The 16,401-nt window shown below is 61.0% G+C and carries 17 protein-coding genes; 7 read left to right on the top strand and 10 right to left on the bottom strand.

The features are described 5' to 3' along the window. Positions 1-89: 89 nt before the first annotated feature. The 4 genes from CLM72_RS08335 to CLM72_RS08320 form a co-directional block, all read right to left on the bottom strand. Entirely contained in the window at positions 90-383 is a 294-nt protein-coding gene (locus tag CLM72_RS08335) for a YcgL domain-containing protein (RefSeq protein ID WP_003189597.1), read from the bottom strand. Next, positions 380-1,513, bottom strand: a complete 1,134-nt coding sequence (rnd, locus tag CLM72_RS08330) for a ribonuclease D (RefSeq protein WP_014717481.1) — start codon at positions 1,511-1,513, stop codon at positions 380-382. Before rnd ends, CLM72_RS08335 begins: the two co-directional genes overlap by 4 nt. Before the next feature lie 122 nt (positions 1,514-1,635). After that, positions 1,636-2,235 carry a class I SAM-dependent methyltransferase gene (locus CLM72_RS08325; protein WP_014717480.1) on the bottom strand — a complete coding sequence of 200 codons (600 nt, stop codon included), beginning with the start codon at positions 2,233-2,235 and terminating at the stop codon, positions 1,636-1,638. A gap of 100 nt (positions 2,236-2,335) precedes the next feature. Beyond that, positions 2,336-3,706: a glutamine synthetase family protein gene (locus tag CLM72_RS08320; protein ID WP_105226157.1), complete on the bottom strand. Its 1,371-nt coding sequence runs from the start codon at positions 3,704-3,706 to the stop codon at positions 2,336-2,338. Positions 3,707-4,071: 365 nt separating this feature from the next. Here CLM72_RS08320 and CLM72_RS08315 point away from each other — a divergent pair, with 365 nt between their 5' ends. After that, a complete protein-coding gene (locus CLM72_RS08315) occupies positions 4,072-4,845 on the top strand; it encodes a transporter substrate-binding domain-containing protein (RefSeq protein WP_105226156.1) in 774 nt (257 codons plus the stop codon). A 404-nt stretch (positions 4,846-5,249) separates the two neighbouring features. Here the strand turns inward: CLM72_RS08315 and cynR are convergent, their stop codons facing one another. Then, a complete protein-coding gene (gene cynR, locus CLM72_RS08310; RefSeq protein WP_105226155.1) occupies positions 5,250-6,101 on the bottom strand; it encodes a transcriptional regulator CynR in 852 nt (283 codons plus the stop codon). A 112-nt stretch (positions 6,102-6,213) separates the two neighbouring features. Here cynR and CLM72_RS08305 point away from each other — a divergent pair, with 112 nt between their 5' ends. From CLM72_RS08305 to CLM72_RS08295, 3 genes are read left to right on the top strand one after another with little or no spacing between them, the layout of a single operon-like run. After that, on the top strand, positions 6,214-6,855 hold the full coding sequence (locus tag CLM72_RS08305; protein ID WP_054919998.1) for a carbonic anhydrase: 642 nt from the start codon (positions 6,214-6,216) through the stop codon (positions 6,853-6,855). Between the two features lie 28 nt (positions 6,856-6,883). Continuing rightward, positions 6,884-7,354, top strand: coding sequence for a cyanase (gene cynS, locus CLM72_RS08300; protein WP_014717475.1), 471 nt, complete (start codon positions 6,884-6,886; stop codon positions 7,352-7,354). A 56-nt stretch (positions 7,355-7,410) separates the two neighbouring features. After that, the gene (locus CLM72_RS08295) at positions 7,411-8,250 is read left to right on the top strand and encodes a cache domain-containing protein (protein WP_105226154.1); all 840 of its coding nucleotides are present in this window, start codon (positions 7,411-7,413) and stop codon (positions 8,248-8,250) included. Positions 8,251-8,306: 56 nt separating this feature from the next. Here the strand turns inward: CLM72_RS08295 and CLM72_RS08290 are convergent, their stop codons facing one another. Then, the gene (locus CLM72_RS08290; protein ID WP_105226153.1) at positions 8,307-9,824 is read right to left on the bottom strand and encodes an MDR family MFS transporter; all 1,518 of its coding nucleotides are present in this window, start codon (positions 9,822-9,824) and stop codon (positions 8,307-8,309) included. A gap of 66 nt (positions 9,825-9,890) precedes the next feature. Next, complete coding sequence (pobA, locus tag CLM72_RS08285) at positions 9,891-11,075, bottom strand: 4-hydroxybenzoate 3-monooxygenase (protein ID WP_177430950.1); 1,185 nt, start codon at positions 11,073-11,075, stop codon at positions 9,891-9,893. A gap of 189 nt (positions 11,076-11,264) precedes the next feature. On the opposite strand from pobA, the gene CLM72_RS08280 reads away from it, so the two are divergent. After that, positions 11,265-12,140 carry a helix-turn-helix domain-containing protein gene (locus CLM72_RS08280; protein WP_014717471.1) on the top strand — a complete coding sequence of 292 codons (876 nt, stop codon included), beginning with the start codon at positions 11,265-11,267 and terminating at the stop codon, positions 12,138-12,140. Here CLM72_RS08280 and CLM72_RS29205 read toward each other — a convergent pair. Together CLM72_RS29205 and CLM72_RS08270 are read right to left on the bottom strand one after the other, a co-directional pair. Next, positions 12,133-12,312, bottom strand: a complete 180-nt coding sequence (locus tag CLM72_RS29205; RefSeq protein ID WP_003189580.1) for a hypothetical protein — start codon at positions 12,310-12,312, stop codon at positions 12,133-12,135. The two genes, CLM72_RS08280 and CLM72_RS29205, sit on opposite strands and share 8 nt — an antisense overlap. A 91-nt stretch (positions 12,313-12,403) precedes the next feature. Beyond that, entirely contained in the window at positions 12,404-13,309 is a 906-nt protein-coding gene (locus CLM72_RS08270; protein ID WP_096143699.1) for a LysR family transcriptional regulator, read from the bottom strand. Positions 13,310-13,414: 105 nt separating this feature from the next. Here CLM72_RS08270 and CLM72_RS08265 point away from each other — a divergent pair, with 105 nt between their 5' ends. Next, positions 13,415-14,281: an MBL fold metallo-hydrolase gene (locus CLM72_RS08265; protein WP_105226151.1), complete on the top strand. Its 867-nt coding sequence runs from the start codon at positions 13,415-13,417 to the stop codon at positions 14,279-14,281. Between the two features lie 34 nt (positions 14,282-14,315). Next, the gene (locus CLM72_RS08260; RefSeq protein ID WP_105226150.1) at positions 14,316-14,930 is read left to right on the top strand and encodes an NAD(P)-dependent oxidoreductase; all 615 of its coding nucleotides are present in this window, start codon (positions 14,316-14,318) and stop codon (positions 14,928-14,930) included. Between the two features lie 511 nt (positions 14,931-15,441). On the opposite strand, the gene CLM72_RS08255 is transcribed toward CLM72_RS08260, so the two are convergent. Beyond that, positions 15,442-16,314, bottom strand: a complete 873-nt coding sequence (locus CLM72_RS08255) for a LysR substrate-binding domain-containing protein (protein ID WP_105226149.1) — start codon at positions 16,312-16,314, stop codon at positions 15,442-15,444. Positions 16,315-16,401: the final 87 nt, after the last annotated feature.

The raw sequence follows: 16,401 nt of genomic DNA, 5'->3' as shown, positions 1-16,401 counted from the left end.
AACAGTGCAGACGGCCGCCCGCATCCTTACGGCCACCGTCCTCTAATACGATTCCATTGAAGCTGTGCCCTGAAGCGGGCACTGGTCGATCACATCGGGTCGTTGCGGCGCAGCAGCTCTTCGGGCAAGTGCTCGATGTACTCGTCCTCGGCCGGCGGCATTTGCAGGTGGTAGCCCTGCTTGTCGAGGTTTTCCAGCACCACGGCGATGTCTTCGCGCGACAGCTTGCGCTCCGGCGTCAGCACCATGTCAAAGGCGTGATGCGCCTTGCCGAAGGCTTCCATCAACGGCTCGGGTACGCGCTCCAGGGCATCGCTTTTGAGCACATAGAGGTACATGCCGTCTTTTTTCTTGCTGCGGTAGATGGAGCAAATACGTTTCAAGGCTGTTCTCCGGCATTGGCCAGGCTGTCGAGCAACGCCTGGCCCATCAACTCGCGGCGCCAGCCACGCAGCGAGTCTGGCAATTGGTAAGGCCCATCGGGGTAGCCACTTTTAACCAGGGCTTCGAGGGTTTTCTTGCGCAGCATCAGTTCCGGCGCCATGTCCAGGCGCTCGGCGAAGGTTTGGCCCAGGGCCCGCAGTTGCTTGATCAACGCGGCAGCGTCCACGGGTAACGGCTCAGCCACGGCAGGCGGCCATTGGTCCATGGGCACGCTACCGGTGCGTTTGATCAGGTCCAGCAAAAACTGGCCGTCCTGGCGCACGGTGCGCGGGTGCATGTCTTCGATCTTGCCCAGGGCGGCGAGGTTATCCGGCTGGGATTTGGCCAGGGGCCACAACGAGTGTTCGCGAATAATACGGTTGCGCGGCAAGTCGCGAGCACGGGCCTGCTGCTCGCGCCAGGCGCACAGTTCACGCAACACCGCGAGTTGGGCACGGGACAATTTCCACGCCAGCTTGGCGTCGCGGTACACCTCGTAGGGGTCGATCTCGCGGCGCAGGTTGGCCACCAATTCGGCGCCGTCTTCCAGTACCCAGGCGTATTTGTCGTCCGACAGTTGCGGGCGCAGACGGGTGTAAACCTCGGCCAGGTGCACCGCGTCTTCGGCGGCGTAGCTGATCTGCGTCTCCGACAATGGCCGCTGCAGCCAGTCGGAGCGGGTTTCACCCTTGGGCAACTCGATATCCAACACCGCCTGCACCAGGCGCGAGTAGCCCATGGAAAAACCGAGGTTGAGGTAGGCCGCTGCCAATTGGGTGTCGAACAATGGCACCGGCAAGCTGCCGGTCAGGCGCGACAGCACTTCCAGGTCTTCACTGCAGGCGTGCACCACCTTGATCACCGCAGGGTTTTCCAGCAAGGCGGCCAAGGGTTGCCAATTGTCGATGGTCAGGGGGTCGATCAGGTAAGCGCGCACGCCATCACCGATCTGGATCAGCCCGGCAATAGGGTAAAAGGTGTCGACCCGCATGAATTCGGTGTCGAGGGCGACGAATGGCAACTGCTGCCATTCGGCGCAATGCTGGCCGAGGCTATCGTTGTCGCAGATCCAGTGAATATCGATGGCCACACGGCTCTCCCTTGAAGAATGGCGCGCAGTATATATCGCGAAAGGGGCTAGCGAGCATCCGCAGTGCACACGCCATCATGAAAACTCCGATAGGAGATGAAGAATAGTCCGACAAACAGGCGTTATCCTCTCTTACGCAAAACGTAGACGCACCATCGCCGCGAGCCCGGCAGGAACTCTTGGTAATTGAGGATTTTGAAGCCGGCTTGGCGAAACTCGCTCTCTACCGGCGTGCCCACGTTCACGGCAACAATCACCGTGTCGCGACTGACGCGGTGAAACTCGTGCAATAACATGAGTCGTGCATCGCTGTCGGGCACATGGCGAAACAAATCTAGGCAGAAAATGCAGTCCACCGCATTCGCCGAAAGGCCAATGGAAAACGCCGAGCCCTGGAATGTTTTGACACGCTTGAGCAACCCGCCCGGGTGATGGGTGCGCGCGTGATCGAGCATCGCCTGGGAGTTGTCCGAGGCCAGGATCACACGGTTGACGTGTTCGGCCAGCACCGGCCAGAAGCGCCCGGAACCACACGCCAGGTCGAGGATAAGCCCTGGCTCGCCCGCCACTTTCAGGGCCTGGCGTACCAACCGCGCATCGCGCCACGCCGACAGGCGCTGCAACAGCCTGGGCGGACGCGGGTCGCCACAGCCCCTGGCATGCTCACGGTCATAGCGCTCGGTGAATTCGGTCTCGATGGAGGATGGAGGTTGTGGCGACATCGCGGGCTCATGTGAATGAAACGGTAGTGAACGACCTTGATCCGCAGCTTAACCTTCGCAACGTGAAAAAAAGGTCGAAAGCCCACCCCGCTAAAACCGGTCACGCTTGATGCAAGTACCACCGCCAATCCTGCTCCCCCACCTCGCCCATGAACTGACGGTATTCGGCACGTTTGACCGCCAGGTAAACGCCGAGGAATTCGCGCCCGAACGCATCCGGTGCCCAGCGGGAGGTTTCCAGCGCGCGCAAGGTGGTCAGCCAGTCGGTGGGCAGCAGTTCCTTGGCCTGGGCGTAGCCGTTGCCTTGCACCGGGGCGCCAGGGTCGAGCTGTTCGCGGATGCCTCGATGAATGCCGGCCAGGATCGCAGCAGCCGCCAGGTAGGGGTTGGCGTCGGCACCGCAGATGCGGTGTTCGATATGCCGCGATTGAGCCGGGCCACCGGGCACGCGCAGGCTGACGGTGCGGTTGTCCACGCCCCAGGTGGCAGCGAGCGGCGCATAGCTGTTGGTTTGGAAGCGTCGATAAGAGTTGGCGTTGGGGCAGAACATCAACAGGGAATCGAGCAAGGTACTGAGCATGCCGCCCAAGGCCTGGCGCAGCAGTAGCGTGCCGTCGGTCGCTTCACTGGCAAACAGGTTATTGCCCTGGGCATCGGCCAGGCTGACGTGCATGTGCATGCCGGTGCCGGCCAGGTCGTCAAACGGCTTGGCCATGAAACAGGCGGTCATTCCATGTTTGTGTGCCACGCCCTTGACCAGGCGTTTGTAGCGCACGGCTTCGTCCATCGCCTGCAGCGCGTCGGTGCGGTGTTCGAGGGTGATTTCCACTTGGCCCGGCGCGTACTCGGAGATAGCCGTGCGCGCCGGAATCCCTTGCAGCTTGCAGGCGCTGTAGAGGTCGGCAAGAAACGGCTCGATCTGCTCCAGTTCGCGCAGGCCGTAGACTTGCGTCGAACGCGGGCGATTGCCATCCACATCCCGCGCCGGTTGCGGGCGGCCGTTGCTGTCGGGCTTCTGGTCGAGCAGATAGAACTCCAGCTCCGCCGCCATCACCGGGTAATAACCATCGGCCTTGAGCGCCTCGATAACATTGGCCAGCAGGTGCCTGGGGTCGGCCACGGTGGCGGGCAGGCCTTCGGTGGGGTGCATGCTGACTTGCACCGCTGCGGTGGGGATCAAGCGCCATGGCATGCGCTGCAAGCTGCCGCTGATCGGGTAGGCGCGGCAGTCAATATCCCCTACCTCCCAGACCAGCCCGGAGTTTTCTACGTCATCGCCATTGATGGTCAGGCCGAGGATGGTACTGGGCAGAGGCCGGCCACTTTCGTACACCGCCAGCAGTTCGTCGCGGTGCAGCAGCTTGCCGCGCGGTACGCCGTTGTTATCGAGGATAAACAGCTCGAACATCTCAATATCGGAGTTCTGTTCAAGGAAAGTCTGGGCTTCATGCAGGCTGGCAAAAACACTCATGGGAATTCTCATACGTTTGCGTCAGGCAAGCGCGCAGGCACCGCCGGGCAGATGCGCACAGGTGTGCGTCATCCATGGGGGTAGATCAACGTAGGAGAGAGGTATCTGGCGGGCGCGCGTGTCGGCAATGGAACAAGGCCCAGAACGCAAGCGCAGACGGCAATGTCGCGGTGTGAGTGTCGGGGCAAGCGTGCATGCGCGGTCCACAGTGATAGAAAGACTTGAGCGTCACACGCGAGGATACGCGAGTAAATTCAGGCTTGATGGAGTTTGGTTGCAGTTTGGCTAAACATTCACCGCGCCTTGCCACCCTGCCCTGTGCTGGAAATAATGAGCCCCCGACCGTGCCCCAAGGATTCGACCCCATGAAAGCGCCTCTGGCCCTCTGTGTACTGGCAAGCCTGGCCACTGTCGCCCAGGCCGACACCGCTGCATCTCGCCTTGACGACGTGATTGCGCGCGGCACCCTCACCGTGTGTACCACCGGCGACTACAAGCCTTACACCTCGCTGCGCAGCGACGGCGGCTATGAAGGTATCGACATTGCCATGGCCGAGTCCCTGGCCAAGAGCCTCAACGCCAAAATCAACTGGGTGCCCACCACCTGGAAAACCCTGATGCCGGACTTTCTGGCCCAACGCTGCGACATCGCGGTGGGCGGTATTTCCGTGTCGTTGGAACGTCAGAAAAAAGCCTTCTTCAGCCAGTCTCTCGGGGTCGATGGCAAGATCCCACTGGTGCGCTGCGCCGATGTGCAGCGCTACCAGACGGTGGAACAGATCAACCAGCCCCAGGTGCGAGTGATCGAACCCGCCGGTGGCACCAATGAAGTGTTTGCCCGTGCGCACTTGGGCCAGACGCAGATTCGCCTGCATGACAACGTGACGATTTTTGATGAGCTGCTGGCGGGCAAAGCCGATGTGATGATTACCGACGCCAGCGAGGCGCGTTATCAGCAGAAGCTCAAGCCTGGGTTGTGTGCGGTCAACCCGGAGCAACCGATGCAGTACAGTGAAAAAGCGTTTTTGTTGCCGCGCGATGATGTGGCCTGGAAGAGTTACGTGGATCAGTGGTTGCATTTGAGTGTGGCGACGGGGGCGTATGCGGGGATTGTGGGGCAGTGGTTGGCTGCGCCTTGAATGTGGCCGACGCGATCTAACTGTGGGAGCTGGCTTGCCTGCGATAGCTATAAGTATCTACACAACGCTGTAACGGTCGACGGTAACCACGATGCGAAGCGAGTCGCTCTTGATCTTGATCTGCTTTTGATCTCAGGCGCCCCGTTAAACCACGCTGGCCGTAATTCGACAGTGATTTGGGGCTCTTTTCCAAAGTGACCCGCCGTCAGGGCGGAACCCTAGGTGGCCGTTACCGCAGGAATGGATATGTACACAATCCACGGTGTTGACTGTCAGGCCGTCTTCGCAGGCAAGCCAGCTCCCACATTTGAATCGCGGGGCATCAGGTAGAAAGGCGTCGGCTGGCGGGCCGTCATCGCGGGCAAGCCAGCTCCCACATTGGGATCCTGGGGCGTCGGTTCGGCCTACGCCTTGATCAACGCTACAAACGCCGCACACGCAGCGCTGCGATACGCGCCCTTGCGGCTCAGGAGTGCCGCGGTGCGCTGCGGCAATGGTGGGTCAATGGCCACGGCATGCAGGCCCGCCTGAGACTCGGCCAGTGCGCGGGGCAGGATGGTTGCCAGGGGCGTGCTGCGCACGATTTCGATAATCGCGCTGATGGAATTGGCTTCCATGGCAATCTGCGGTTTAACCCCTTGCTGGTGGCAGTAGTCGTCGATGTAGCGGCGGGTGGCGAAGCCTGTGTTCAGTAGCACCAGGGGGTGTTCGAGCCAGGCCGGTTGTGTGCGTTCGGGATGGCTGGCACTGACGACCAGGCTCAGCTCTTCGACAAACAGCGCCTCACAGTCGATCTCCAGCCCATGCTCGCCGGTAAAGCCGATGCCGATATCCAGCAGGTCTTCGCCCAGGGCGGCTTCGATGCGGTCTTGGGTCAGTTCCTCAATGCTCAGGGTGATGCCGGGATACAACGCATTGAAGCGTGCCAACAGCGGGCCGATCAGGTAGGCGGTGAAGGTCGGCGTCATGGCCAGGCGCAAATGCCCTCGGCGCAGGTCCTGCACGTCATGTATGGCGCGGGTGCCGGCCTGTAGATCCTGCAAGGCCAGCCGCGCATAACGCACATAGGCCTGCCCCGCGTCGGTCAGGCTGACACTGCGCCCGGAGCGGTCCAGCAGTGGCGCGCCCAGGCTTTCTTCCAGTTGCTTGATCTGTTGCGACAAGGTCGGTTGCGAGACATGTAGCGCCTCGGCGGCACGCGTGAAGTTGCGATGCTCGGCAACGGCCAGCAAGTAACGGATATGACGCAACAGCATGGGCAGCGCTCCAACTATAGGCAGGACTTATAGAAAGCATAATAAACCGGTCTTGGACGCTATAGCCGAAAACTTCCATCCTTGCCCCATCAGCGACGCAAGGAGAACCACCATGCAGCATCTCATCGACGGCTTTCGCAAATTCCAACGTGAAGCCTTTACCCCGCGCAGTGACTTGTTCAAACACCTGGCGACCACGCAAAACCCCGGCACCTTGTTCGTGTCCTGCTCTGACAGCCGCGTAGTCCCCGAGCTGTTGACCCAGCAGGAACCCGGTGACCTGTTCGTCATCCGTAATGCCGGCAACATAGTGCCGTCCTACGGCCCGGAGCCGGGAGGTGTGTCGGCCACAGTCGAATATGCCGTAGCGGTGCTGGGCGTCAGCGACATTGTGATTTGTGGGCATTCGGACTGCGGCGCAATGACCGCGATTTCCACCTGCAAATGCCTGGACCACCTGCCCGCCGTGGCCAATTGGTTACGCCATGCCGAGTCGGCCAAGGTGATCAATGCCGCCCGCACGCACGTATCGGACGCTGCACGCCTGGATTCGTTGGTGCGCGAAAACGTGGTCGCCCAACTGGCTAATCTCAAGACCCACCCTTCGGTCGCCCTGGCGCTGGAACAAGGCCGGATGAACCTGCATGGCTGGGTGTACGACATCGAAACCGGCGGCATCGACGCTTTGGACGGGCACACCGGGCGCTTCGTCTCCCTGCTCGACCACCCCAGCACCCGCGCCCACGCCGCCTGAACCTTATTCAACCCAAGAGGACCTCACCATGTTGCAATCCCAATTCGCTCAAACCCCACGCCTGGCCCTGGCCGACACCGTTATCGACCTCAAGGCACGCAAAAACCTGTCGTGGCAGGACCTCACCGACGGCACCGGGCTGAGCCTGGCATTCGTCACCGCTGCCCTGCTCGGCCAGCACCCGCTGCCCAAGGAGGCGGCCGACATCGTGTGCGGCAAACTCGGCCTCGACGAGGACGCCAGCCGCCTGCTGCAAAGCGTCCCACTGCGCGGCAGCTTCCCGAGCGGTGTGCCGACCGATCCAACCATGTACCGTTTCTATGAAATGCTGCAGGTCTACGGTTCCACCCTCAAGGCCCTGGTGCATGAGCAATTCGGCGACGGCATCATCAGCGCCATCAACTTCAAACTGGACATCAAGAAAGTCGAAGACCCGGACGGCGGCTCCCGTGCGGTCATCACCCTGGACGGCAAATACCTGCCGACCAAACCCTTCTGATTTGCCGCCAACCGTCTACGCTCTTGGCACACCAACAAGAACGAGGGACGGGTAAAATGAAGAGACTGCTCCGATTCACCTGGCTGCTGCTGTTGTGTTGCAGTCAGGTGCATGCCGCCACGGCACAGGAAGCGGATGCCCAAGCCGCCAAGGCCCTGCTGGAAAAGGCCTTGGCGTACTACCACAAGCAAGGTGACAAGGCCTTCGCCGCCTTCAGCCGTCAGGGCGAGTTCATCGACCAGGACCGCTATGTGTTTGTGGTCGATACAAAAGGCGTGCTGCTGGCCAGTGGCGGGCCCTCCTCCGCGCTGATCGGTCGCGACGTGTCCGAGGTACTCGGGCCCGACCTGCAAGCCTCGTTCAAACAAGCCTTGAGCGTGCCGGAAGACCAGGGTATCCAGCAGGCTGACTACCGCTGGCAGAACTGGAATGACGGCAAGGTCGAACATAAGCACGTGTTTTATCAGCGGGTGGGCGAACGCATCCTGGCAGTCGGGTATTACTTGCCGCGCGCCACACCGGAACAGGCACGGGCGCTGCGCAACAAGGCGGTGGAGGCGTTGGTCAAGGATGAAACCGGCACGCTCAAGGCGATCAACTCCTTGCAGAGCGGTTTCCTGCAAGATGATCTCTACGTGTTTGTGGTGGACCTGAACACGCGGCGCTACGTCGCCCATGGCACCAACCTGCGGCTGCTCAACACCGATTTTGCCAAGATCAAGGACCCGGATGGCAAACCGGTGGGTGTGCCGATCCTCCAGATGATGGCCGAACAGGACCAGGGCGAATACAAATACCGCTGGAAAAACCCGGTGACCGGCAAGGTCGAGAACAAGCATGCCTATGTGCGCAAGAGCGGGCATTTCATGGTTGCGGTGGGGTATTACAGCCCCTGATCCTGATCGTTCCCACGCTCTGCGTGGGAACGCCGCCTGGGACGCTCCGCGTCCGCTTATCTAACGTTGTCTTCACGGCCGCGCAGTACCCGATTCGGCATCGCTATCGCTGCTGCCAACCCCAGCAGCGACACCGCCGCACTCACCATCAGCAAATGCCGGAACGTCACCGCCAGCTCGCCGCGCAACGCATCCTGCGCCGGGCCGGGTGCGGCGTTGAGGCCGTCGAGCAGTACGTTGCCGGAACTGCCTTCGGCCACCAGTGCGCCGCTCGTCAAATGGGCGAAACTGGAATCGTGCAACAGCGCCAGCAGCAACGCCGACATGCAAGCTACCCCCACTGCTCCGCCCAGGGAGCGAAACAGGTTGGTGGTGCTGGTGGCCACGCCGATATCCCGCTGCTCCACCGAGTTCTGCGTCCCCACCAACGAGGTCGGGAACTGCATACCGGCGGCGATACCGCACAACAACATGAAGACGCTGGTAAACGCCACCGCCTGGGGCGCGCTGTAGGCCATGCCGAGGATCGCCAAGGGGCTCAACAACGCGCCGCTGAGGATCATCGGTTTATAACGACCGGTCACCGAGGTCATGCGCCCGGCGAAATACGCGCCCATCGGCAAGCCCATCGCCAACGGCAGCAAGTGCAGGGCTGCGCTGTCGGCACCAGCGCCGGTCACGGTCTGGTAGCGCAGGGGCATCAGCACCGTCAGGGAAATCGCCTGGAAGCTGGTGACGAAAATCGTGCACCAGCACAACACCGCACTGCGGTTGGCAAACAAGTGCATCGGCAACAGCGGTTCCCGCGCCCGGCGTTCGTGCCACACAAACACGCTTAACGCCATCAGTGCGCAGGCCAGCAACCCCAGCACTTGATCGTCACGCCACGAATGGCCCTGGCCGATTTCAGTGATGCCCAGCAACAAGGCGGTGAGGCCGACGATCATCAGCACCGTGCCGAGGTAATCGATGATCGGCTTGCGCTGCGGCACCGGCAGCCCCACCAGGGTGCGATGGGCCACGTACCAGGCGCCGACGCCCAGTGGCAGGTTGATCAAAAACACCCAGCGCCACGACAGGTACTCGGTCATATAACCGCCCAGTACTGGCCCGGCCACGCTGGCCACCGCGTACATGCTGCTGAAATACCCCTGATAACGTCCCCGTTCGCGGGGAGGAATAATGTCGCCAATGATCGCCTGGCTCACCGAGACCATCCCGCCAGCGCCGATACCCTGCAGAACCCGCGCCAGCACCAGTTGCTCCATGCTTTGCGCAAGGCCGCAGAACAGCGACGCGAGGGTGAACACGCCCATGCCGATGAGCATCATGGGGCGGCGCCCATACAGGTCACCGAGCTTGCCGTAGATCGGCACCGCCACGGTCATCGCCACCATGTAGCCGGAGATCACCCAGGCCAGCAGGTTGACGTCATGGAACTGTGCGGAAATGGCCGGCATGGACACGGCGACAATGGTCTGGTCCAGGGCACCCAGGAAGATCGCCATCATCAGCGCGACCAGGATACTGCGCACGGCGGGAACGGTTGGAGCGGGCTGATTGAGGTGTGTCACGGCAGAACCTTCGAGCAGGGCCCACAGGCAACGGTCACCGGTGGGAATGCTCGATACGATAGCAGGCTATTCGATAGGCTCATAAGGAAGGCCGACGTAATTTTCTGCGATGGTTTTACGCCCGGCCTCAGAGCGAATGAAATAGTCCAGTTCGCTTTCGGCAATACGCTGGCTGAAGTCATCCGCCTGGGGAAACTGATGCAGCATCGAGGTCATCCACCAGGAAAACCGCTCGGCTTTCCACACCCGGCGCAGGCAGATTGCCGAGTATTTTTCCAGCAAGTCCAGGCGCCCTTCGCGGTACACCTTGAGCAAGATGCGGAATAAGGTGCTCACATCACTGGCTGCCAGGTTCAAGCCCTTGGCACCGGTGGGCGGCACAATGTGCGCGGCATCGCCGAGCAGGAACAGGCGCCCGTACTGCATGGGTTCCACCACAAAGCTGCGCAGCGGCGCGATGCTTTTCTCGATCGACGGGCCGGTCACCAATCGTTCGGCCAACGAGCCGGGCAGGCGGTTTTTGAGTTCATCCCAGAAACGTTCATCCGCCCAGTCTTCCAGCTTCTCTTCGACCGGCACTTGCAGGTAGTAACGGCTGCGGGTCGGCGACCGCATGCTGCACAGCGCAAAACCCCGCGCATGTTTGGCGTACACCAGCTCGGCATGTACCGGCGGCGTGTCGGCCAGCACGCCCAGCCAGCCGAAGGGATAGACCCGTTCGAACACCTTCAGCGCTTGCGCCGGTATCGACTGGCGGGCCACGCCATGGAAACCGTCGCAGCCGGCAATGTAGTCGCACTCCAGGCGACAGGCTTGGCCTTCATGCTCAAAGGTCAGCCACGGCTGTTCACTTTTCAGGTCATGGGGTTGAACATTGGAGACTTCGTACAGGGTGATGGCACCCGCGGCTGCGCGGGCGGCCATCAGGTCGCGGGTGACCTCGGTCTGGCCGTAGATCATCACCGACTGGCCGCCGGTCAAGGCCTTGAGGTCGATGGAGGTGAGTTGGCCATTGAGGGCAATATCAAACCCGTCGTGCACCAGACCCTCGGCGTCCATGCGTTGGCTGACGCCGGCTTCGCGCAGCAGGTCGACCATGCCCTGTTCCAACACACCGGCGCGGATACGGCCTTGTACGTAATCGGCGCTCTGACGCTCTAGAACGAGGGTCTGGATGCCAGCGTTGTGCAGCAGTTGGCCGAGCAGCAATCCGGAAGGACCGGCACCAATAATGGCGACTTGGGTTTTCAGGGTTTTCATTATTTTTATGACCTTCAAGCTTCACGCGAACGTATGGAGTGAAAGAGTTGTCATTGCTCTTGTGGCTGACATTTTTCACTTGAGTGAGGCTCATAAGAAGGTGAAAACTGCGTCAAAACCTGTGCTTTTCGCCAATCGGGGCGATTACCGAACCATTATCCTGAGTATCGGATTGAAACCATGACCAAAACCGCGATTCCGGTCTTCAAGCTTTACGGGGAAAGCCAGCAGTGGCCGACTCCCGATTTGTTGCACTGCGAAACCATTTCCCGGCGCAGTCGGGAATACCAGTGGGAAATCCAGCCCCACCGGCACGCGGACCTGTGCCAGTTGCTGTATGTGCACAAAGGCCAGGCACAACTGGAAATCGAGGGCCAGCGCACCACGCTTAACGAGTCGAGCCTGCAAGTGCTGCCACCGCTGTGCGTGCATGGCTTTCGTTTTTCCGAAGATGTGGAAGGGTTTGTGGTAACGCTTTCGGCGCCGCTGGTCAGCCACTTGCAGGCGCAACTGGGCTCTACCGTCGATGGCCTGCACACACTCGGCAGCTACCCGGCGGGCAAGGACAGCGATTACTTGAACAGCCTGTTCGTACGCTTGCAGGACGAATACGCCGATGACCAACCGGCACGGGACATGATGCTGCACGCCCTGGTCAGCGTGTTGTTGGTATGGGTCAGCCGCCAGGCGATCCAGCGCCGCCATCCACGCGCGCCGCGGGGTCGTGAGTACTTTCGGCGGTTTACGCAACTGGTCGAACAGCATTACCGCGAACACCCGAAGATTGAAGACCTGGCCCACAAGCTGGGCATCTCGGTCTCACACTTGAACGGGACGTGTCGGGAATTGGGTGGGCAACCGGCGTTGCAGATCATGCATGACCGCCAATTGCTGGAAGCCAAGCGCCTGCTGACCTACACCAGCATGACCATCAACGAGATGTCCGAAGTGCTGGGTTTTTCCGACCCGACCAACTTCTCACGGCTGTTTCGCCGCAGGGTCGGGTTTTCACCCAAGGCGTTTCGTGAACAACTGAAGGCAGAGCAGCCTACCTGAGCGCACTGAAACTGCCGGTGCGGGGAACGCATTGGTCCTGATGGCAGCTGATAGCGAACGCCGCTGGCTGCATGCGCGTTTGCTCGACGCGGTAGGCGGCAGTCCCATACAGCGCTGTCGCCAATGCGCAGAGGGTGAAAATTGTCAGGTACTTTCTGGTTTTAATGCTCATGGCACAGACCTCTGAACGGATCTACAGGGTGCTGTTTAAAGCATAGGTCAACTTGCCATGATGCGATGCCATTCAGCGCGCTTATTTCAGCTCAAAGCCCGACATCCCAAACCGGCTCTTCGGGAAAGCGCAGCACCAGGAAATCCAGGAGGCTACGCAACGCCGAAGGCATGTGTTTGCGTGAGGCGTACACCGCATAGATGTTCATTTGTCGGGGCTCGGCGTGCGGCAGCAAGCGCACCAACTCCCCACTGCGAATCAGCTCGCCGGCCTGATAACTGGGCAGCATCGCCACCCCTGCCCCGGCCAGCGTCACGCGCATCAACGTGCTGGCCTCATTGGCCGTGATATTGCCATGGACCGGCACCGACACGTGCTCTCCGTTTTCTTCGAAATGCCACAGGCTCTTGCCGAAGTAAGAGTGGGTCAGGCAATTGTGCCGGGCCAGGTCTTCGACTTTCTGCGGCGCCGGATGCTCGCGCAGATAGGCCGGTGTGGCGCACACCACCGAGCGACATACGGTCAGGCGCCGGGCGATCAGGTTGGGGTCCAGGTCGTTGCTGGTGCGGATCGCCAGGTCGATGCGCTCGTCCACCAGGTTCACCGTGCGATCAAGCATCTGCAAATCCACCGTCACCAGGGGGTAAAGCTTGACGTATTCGGCAATCGCCGCGCCCAGCTGCGCCTGGCCGAACGAGGTGCTGACGCTCAGGCGCAACAGACCTCGGGGCGCATCATCGGGTTCGCTGACGGCGGCCTGCATATCCCCACACAAATCCAACAATTGCCGGCAACGCGGTAGTGTTTCACCCCCGGCGGCAGTGAGGCTGAGCTTGCGCGTGGTGCGGTGCAGCAGGCGTGCGCCCACCCAGTCTTCCAGTTCGGCCAGGTAACGCGAGACCACCGGGCGCGACAGGTCAAGGTGGTCGGCAGCGGCGGATTGGCTGCCCAGGTCCACCACGGTGACAAACACGCGCATTGCTTGAAGACGATCCATGATTTGCCCGCTTTTAGAAACAAACTATGTCCCAGCATCGCATTTTTTGTCGCGTTTTATGCAACTAAGCTCTGTGCATCCCTTACCTATGGCAGGAGCTGCCCGATGTTCTCGACCTTCAAACGCTTGACCCTGGCTACTACCGCCCTGGCATTCGCTGCCCACGCAGCGGCGGCAGACCTGAAACTGGACGTGTACAACCCAGGCGAAGCCGCGATCTTCCCGGTCAGCTCGGTGCTGGTGAGCGGCGAGAAAGACGCGATCCTGGTGGATGCGCAATTCGGCAAAGGCCAAGCCGAGCAACTGGTGCAAAAGATCCGCGCCAGCGGCAAGCACCTGACCACCATCTACATCAGCCACGGCGACCCGGACTACTACTTCGGCCTGGACACCCTCACCGCCGCTTTCCCCGACGCCAAGGTGCTGGCGCCGCAGCCAGTGGTCGACCATATCAACGCCACCGTCGCCGACAAGCTGGCCTTCTGGGGCCCGAAAATGGGCGCAGACAAACCGGCCAAGACCCTTGTACCGCAGGTACTTAAAGGCCACAGCCTGACCCTGGAAGGACAGCAGCTTGAAGTGGTGGGCATCGACGGCCCGCAGCCAGATCGCAGCTTTGTGTGGATCCCGTCGATCAAGGCCGTGGTCGGTGGTGTGGTTATCGCTGAAAACATCCACGTCTGGATGGCTGATACCCAGAGCGCGCAATCCCATAAAGACTGGTTGGCCACCCTCAAGCGCATTGAAGACCTGAAACCGAACACCGTGGTGCCAGGCCATTACCTGGGCACGCCATCGCTGGCCTCGGTCAACTTCACCGCCGATTACATCAAGGCCTTCGACCTCGAAACCGCCAAGGCCAAGGACTCCGCCGCCCTGATTGCGGCCATGAAAAAACGCTACCCCACCCTCGCCGACGAAAGCTCGCTGGAACTGAGCGCCAAAGTCGCCAAGGGCGAAATGAAGTGGTAACTGGCTTTAAACCTTAACCCTGTTGGAGAACATCATGAGCAAGATTGCAATCATTGGTGCCACCGGCCGCGCCGGTAGCCAACTGCTGGAAGAAGCGCTGCGTCGCGGACATACCGTCACCGCCATCGCCCGCAATACCGACAAGCTGGCTGTGCGCCCAGGCGTTACGGTCAAACAGGTTGATGCCCTGGATGCCGAGGCCTTGCAACACGCCATCAGCGGTAGCGACGTGGTGATCAGCGCGGCGCACTTCGCCACGCTTCCCGCCAGCGCCGTGATCGGCCCGGTGAAAAAGGCCGGGGTGAAACGTTTGTTGGTGGTCGGCGGCGCAGGTTCGCTGCTGTTGCCCGGTGGCGGACGCGTGATCGACAGCGAAGGGTTCCCGGCTGAATATAAAGCTGAAGCCAGTGCCGGGGCTGAATTCCTGGAAACGCTGCGCCAGGAAAAGGAGCTGGATTGGACCTTCCTGTCGCCATCGGCCCTGTTCGACGGCACCGAGCGCACGGGCAAATTCCGCCTGGGCACGGATGATCTGCTGGTGAACAGTGACGGCAACAGCTCGATCAGTTTTGCCGACTTCGCCATCGCCATGCTGGATGAAGTGGAAACGCCGAAACACTCGCGCCAGCGCTTTACGGTCGGTTACTGACCCAACGCCGTCAACGCTAACCACGATGCGAAGCGAGTAGCTCTTGATCTGCTTTTGATCTTGATCTTAAGCGCCCCGTTAAACCACGCTGGCCGGAATTCGACAGGGATTTGGGGGGTAAACCGGCAGGGATGCCGGTTTAGCCGCCCCGCGCCATGGATGGCGCGTGGCGGCGGCCCCCAAAATCACTGGCGGATTACGGGTACACCGAGCCTAGGCGAGGTGCCGAGTGGTGGGGCAAGAGCGTTTTGCTTACTTTTGTCTGGGCCGGCATTCCGGCTTTTCAAAAGTGAGCCGCCGTCAGGCGGAACCCTAAGTGGCCGTTACCGCAGCAATGGATATGTACACAATCCAACTGTGTTGACTGTCAGGCCGCCTTCGCGAGCAAGCCCGCTCCCACAGTTGGATCGTGGGGTGTCTAGTAGATAGGCGTTGGCTTTCAGGGCGTCATCGCAGGCAAACCAGCTCCCACATTTGGATCGCGGCGAGTCAGGCAGATAGGCGTTGGCTGTCATCCCGCACTGGCCTCACTCACCAACCAATCCATCAGCGCGACCAGCCCAACCGACGGTTCCTTCCCCGGCGGATACACCAGGAAATACCCCATCCCCGTCGACACCCGCAGTTCAAACGGCATCGCCAACCGCCCCGCCTTCAGATCCTCGCCAATCAGCGCACTGTCGCCCATCGCCACCCCGGAGCCCTGGGACGCTACGGTCATTGCCAAGTCCAAGGTTTCGAAGTGGTGCCGTTGGATGGGATCGCTCAAGCAGGCATTGGCAGCCTTGAGCCACAACGTCCAATCGCGCTCGTCTCGGGTCGGGTGCAACAGTACCTGATGCTGCAAATCCTGCGGCGTACGCAAACTGCCCAGCAACCCAGGCACGCAGACCGGCGTTAGGCGCTCGTCGAATAAGTGCCGCGCCTCGGCCGACTGCTCGGCGATGGGCCCATAGATCACCGCCGCGTCAAACGTCTCACGACGAAAGTCGACGTTATAGGCCACCGTCGTGGTGAGCTCCACCGGCACATCCGGGCGTTCTTTTTGCCATTGCAGCAAGCGCGGCAACAACCAGCGCATCACGCAGGTGGACGCTTTGAGCTGCAAGGTGCGGCGCCGGTCACCGATGTGCTCCACCGCGTCAGCGAGCAAGCCAAACACCTGTTGCGCACACGCCAGCCATTCGCTCCCCTCCTCCGTCAGGCTCAAGCCCCGCGCCTGGCGCTGAAACAGGGCATAGCCCAACTGGCTTTCCAACCCGGCCACCTGCCGGCTCACCGCGCCCTGGGTGATGTGCAGGTGTTCGGCGGCACGGGTGAAGTTGCAGCACTGGGCCGTGACCCAGAAGGTGTGCAACGCAGGTAACGGAGGGAGGCGTTTCATCGGGGCGCAGCCATGACGGGAGGACATGGCGAGTATGACTTTTTATCGATTGTTGCCGCCACCGGCCAACCGCTCCAATAGCGCTTC

It is taken from the genome of Pseudomonas sp. MYb193 (genome assembly GCF_002966775.1).
Lineage (GTDB): Bacteria > Pseudomonadota > Gammaproteobacteria > Pseudomonadales > Pseudomonadaceae > Aquipseudomonas > Aquipseudomonas paracarnis.
Note: the sequence above shows the minus strand (reverse complement) of the source record. Positions and strands in the feature narration are given on the sequence as shown.

What these genes read in the sequence shown, in the direction of transcription:
- cynR (WP_105226155.1), bottom strand. Translation starts at nt 6,101, where the DNA reads ATGCTGTTGCGTCATATCCGTTACTTGCTGGCCGTTGCCGAGCATCGC.
- CLM72_RS08270 (WP_096143699.1), bottom strand. Translation starts at nt 13,309, where the DNA reads ATGGATCGTCTTCAAGCAATGCGCGTGTTTGTCACCGTGGTGGACCTG.
- CLM72_RS08305 (WP_054919998.1), top strand. Translation starts at nt 6,214, where the DNA reads ATGCAGCATCTCATCGACGGCTTTCGCAAATTCCAACGTGAAGCCTTT.
- CLM72_RS08280 (WP_014717471.1), top strand. Translation starts at nt 11,265, where the DNA reads ATGACCAAAACCGCGATTCCGGTCTTCAAGCTTTACGGGGAAAGCCAG.
- CLM72_RS29205 (WP_003189580.1), bottom strand. Translation starts at nt 12,312, where the DNA reads ATGAGCATTAAAACCAGAAAGTACCTGACAATTTTCACCCTCTGCGCA.
- CLM72_RS08255 (WP_105226149.1), bottom strand. Translation starts at nt 16,314, where the DNA reads ATGAAACGCCTCCCTCCGTTACCTGCGTTGCACACCTTCTGGGTCACG.
- cynS (WP_014717475.1), top strand. Translation starts at nt 6,884, where the DNA reads ATGTTGCAATCCCAATTCGCTCAAACCCCACGCCTGGCCCTGGCCGAC.
- CLM72_RS08320 (WP_105226157.1), bottom strand. Translation starts at nt 3,706, where the DNA reads ATGAGTGTTTTTGCCAGCCTGCATGAAGCCCAGACTTTCCTTGAACAG.
- CLM72_RS08295 (WP_105226154.1), top strand. Translation starts at nt 7,411, where the DNA reads ATGAAGAGACTGCTCCGATTCACCTGGCTGCTGCTGTTGTGTTGCAGT.
- CLM72_RS08325 (WP_014717480.1), bottom strand. Translation starts at nt 2,235, where the DNA reads ATGTCGCCACAACCTCCATCCTCCATCGAGACCGAATTCACCGAGCGC.
- CLM72_RS08315 (WP_105226156.1), top strand. Translation starts at nt 4,072, where the DNA reads ATGAAAGCGCCTCTGGCCCTCTGTGTACTGGCAAGCCTGGCCACTGTC.
- CLM72_RS08260 (WP_105226150.1), top strand. Translation starts at nt 14,316, where the DNA reads ATGAGCAAGATTGCAATCATTGGTGCCACCGGCCGCGCCGGTAGCCAA.
- CLM72_RS08265 (WP_105226151.1), top strand. Translation starts at nt 13,415, where the DNA reads ATGTTCTCGACCTTCAAACGCTTGACCCTGGCTACTACCGCCCTGGCA.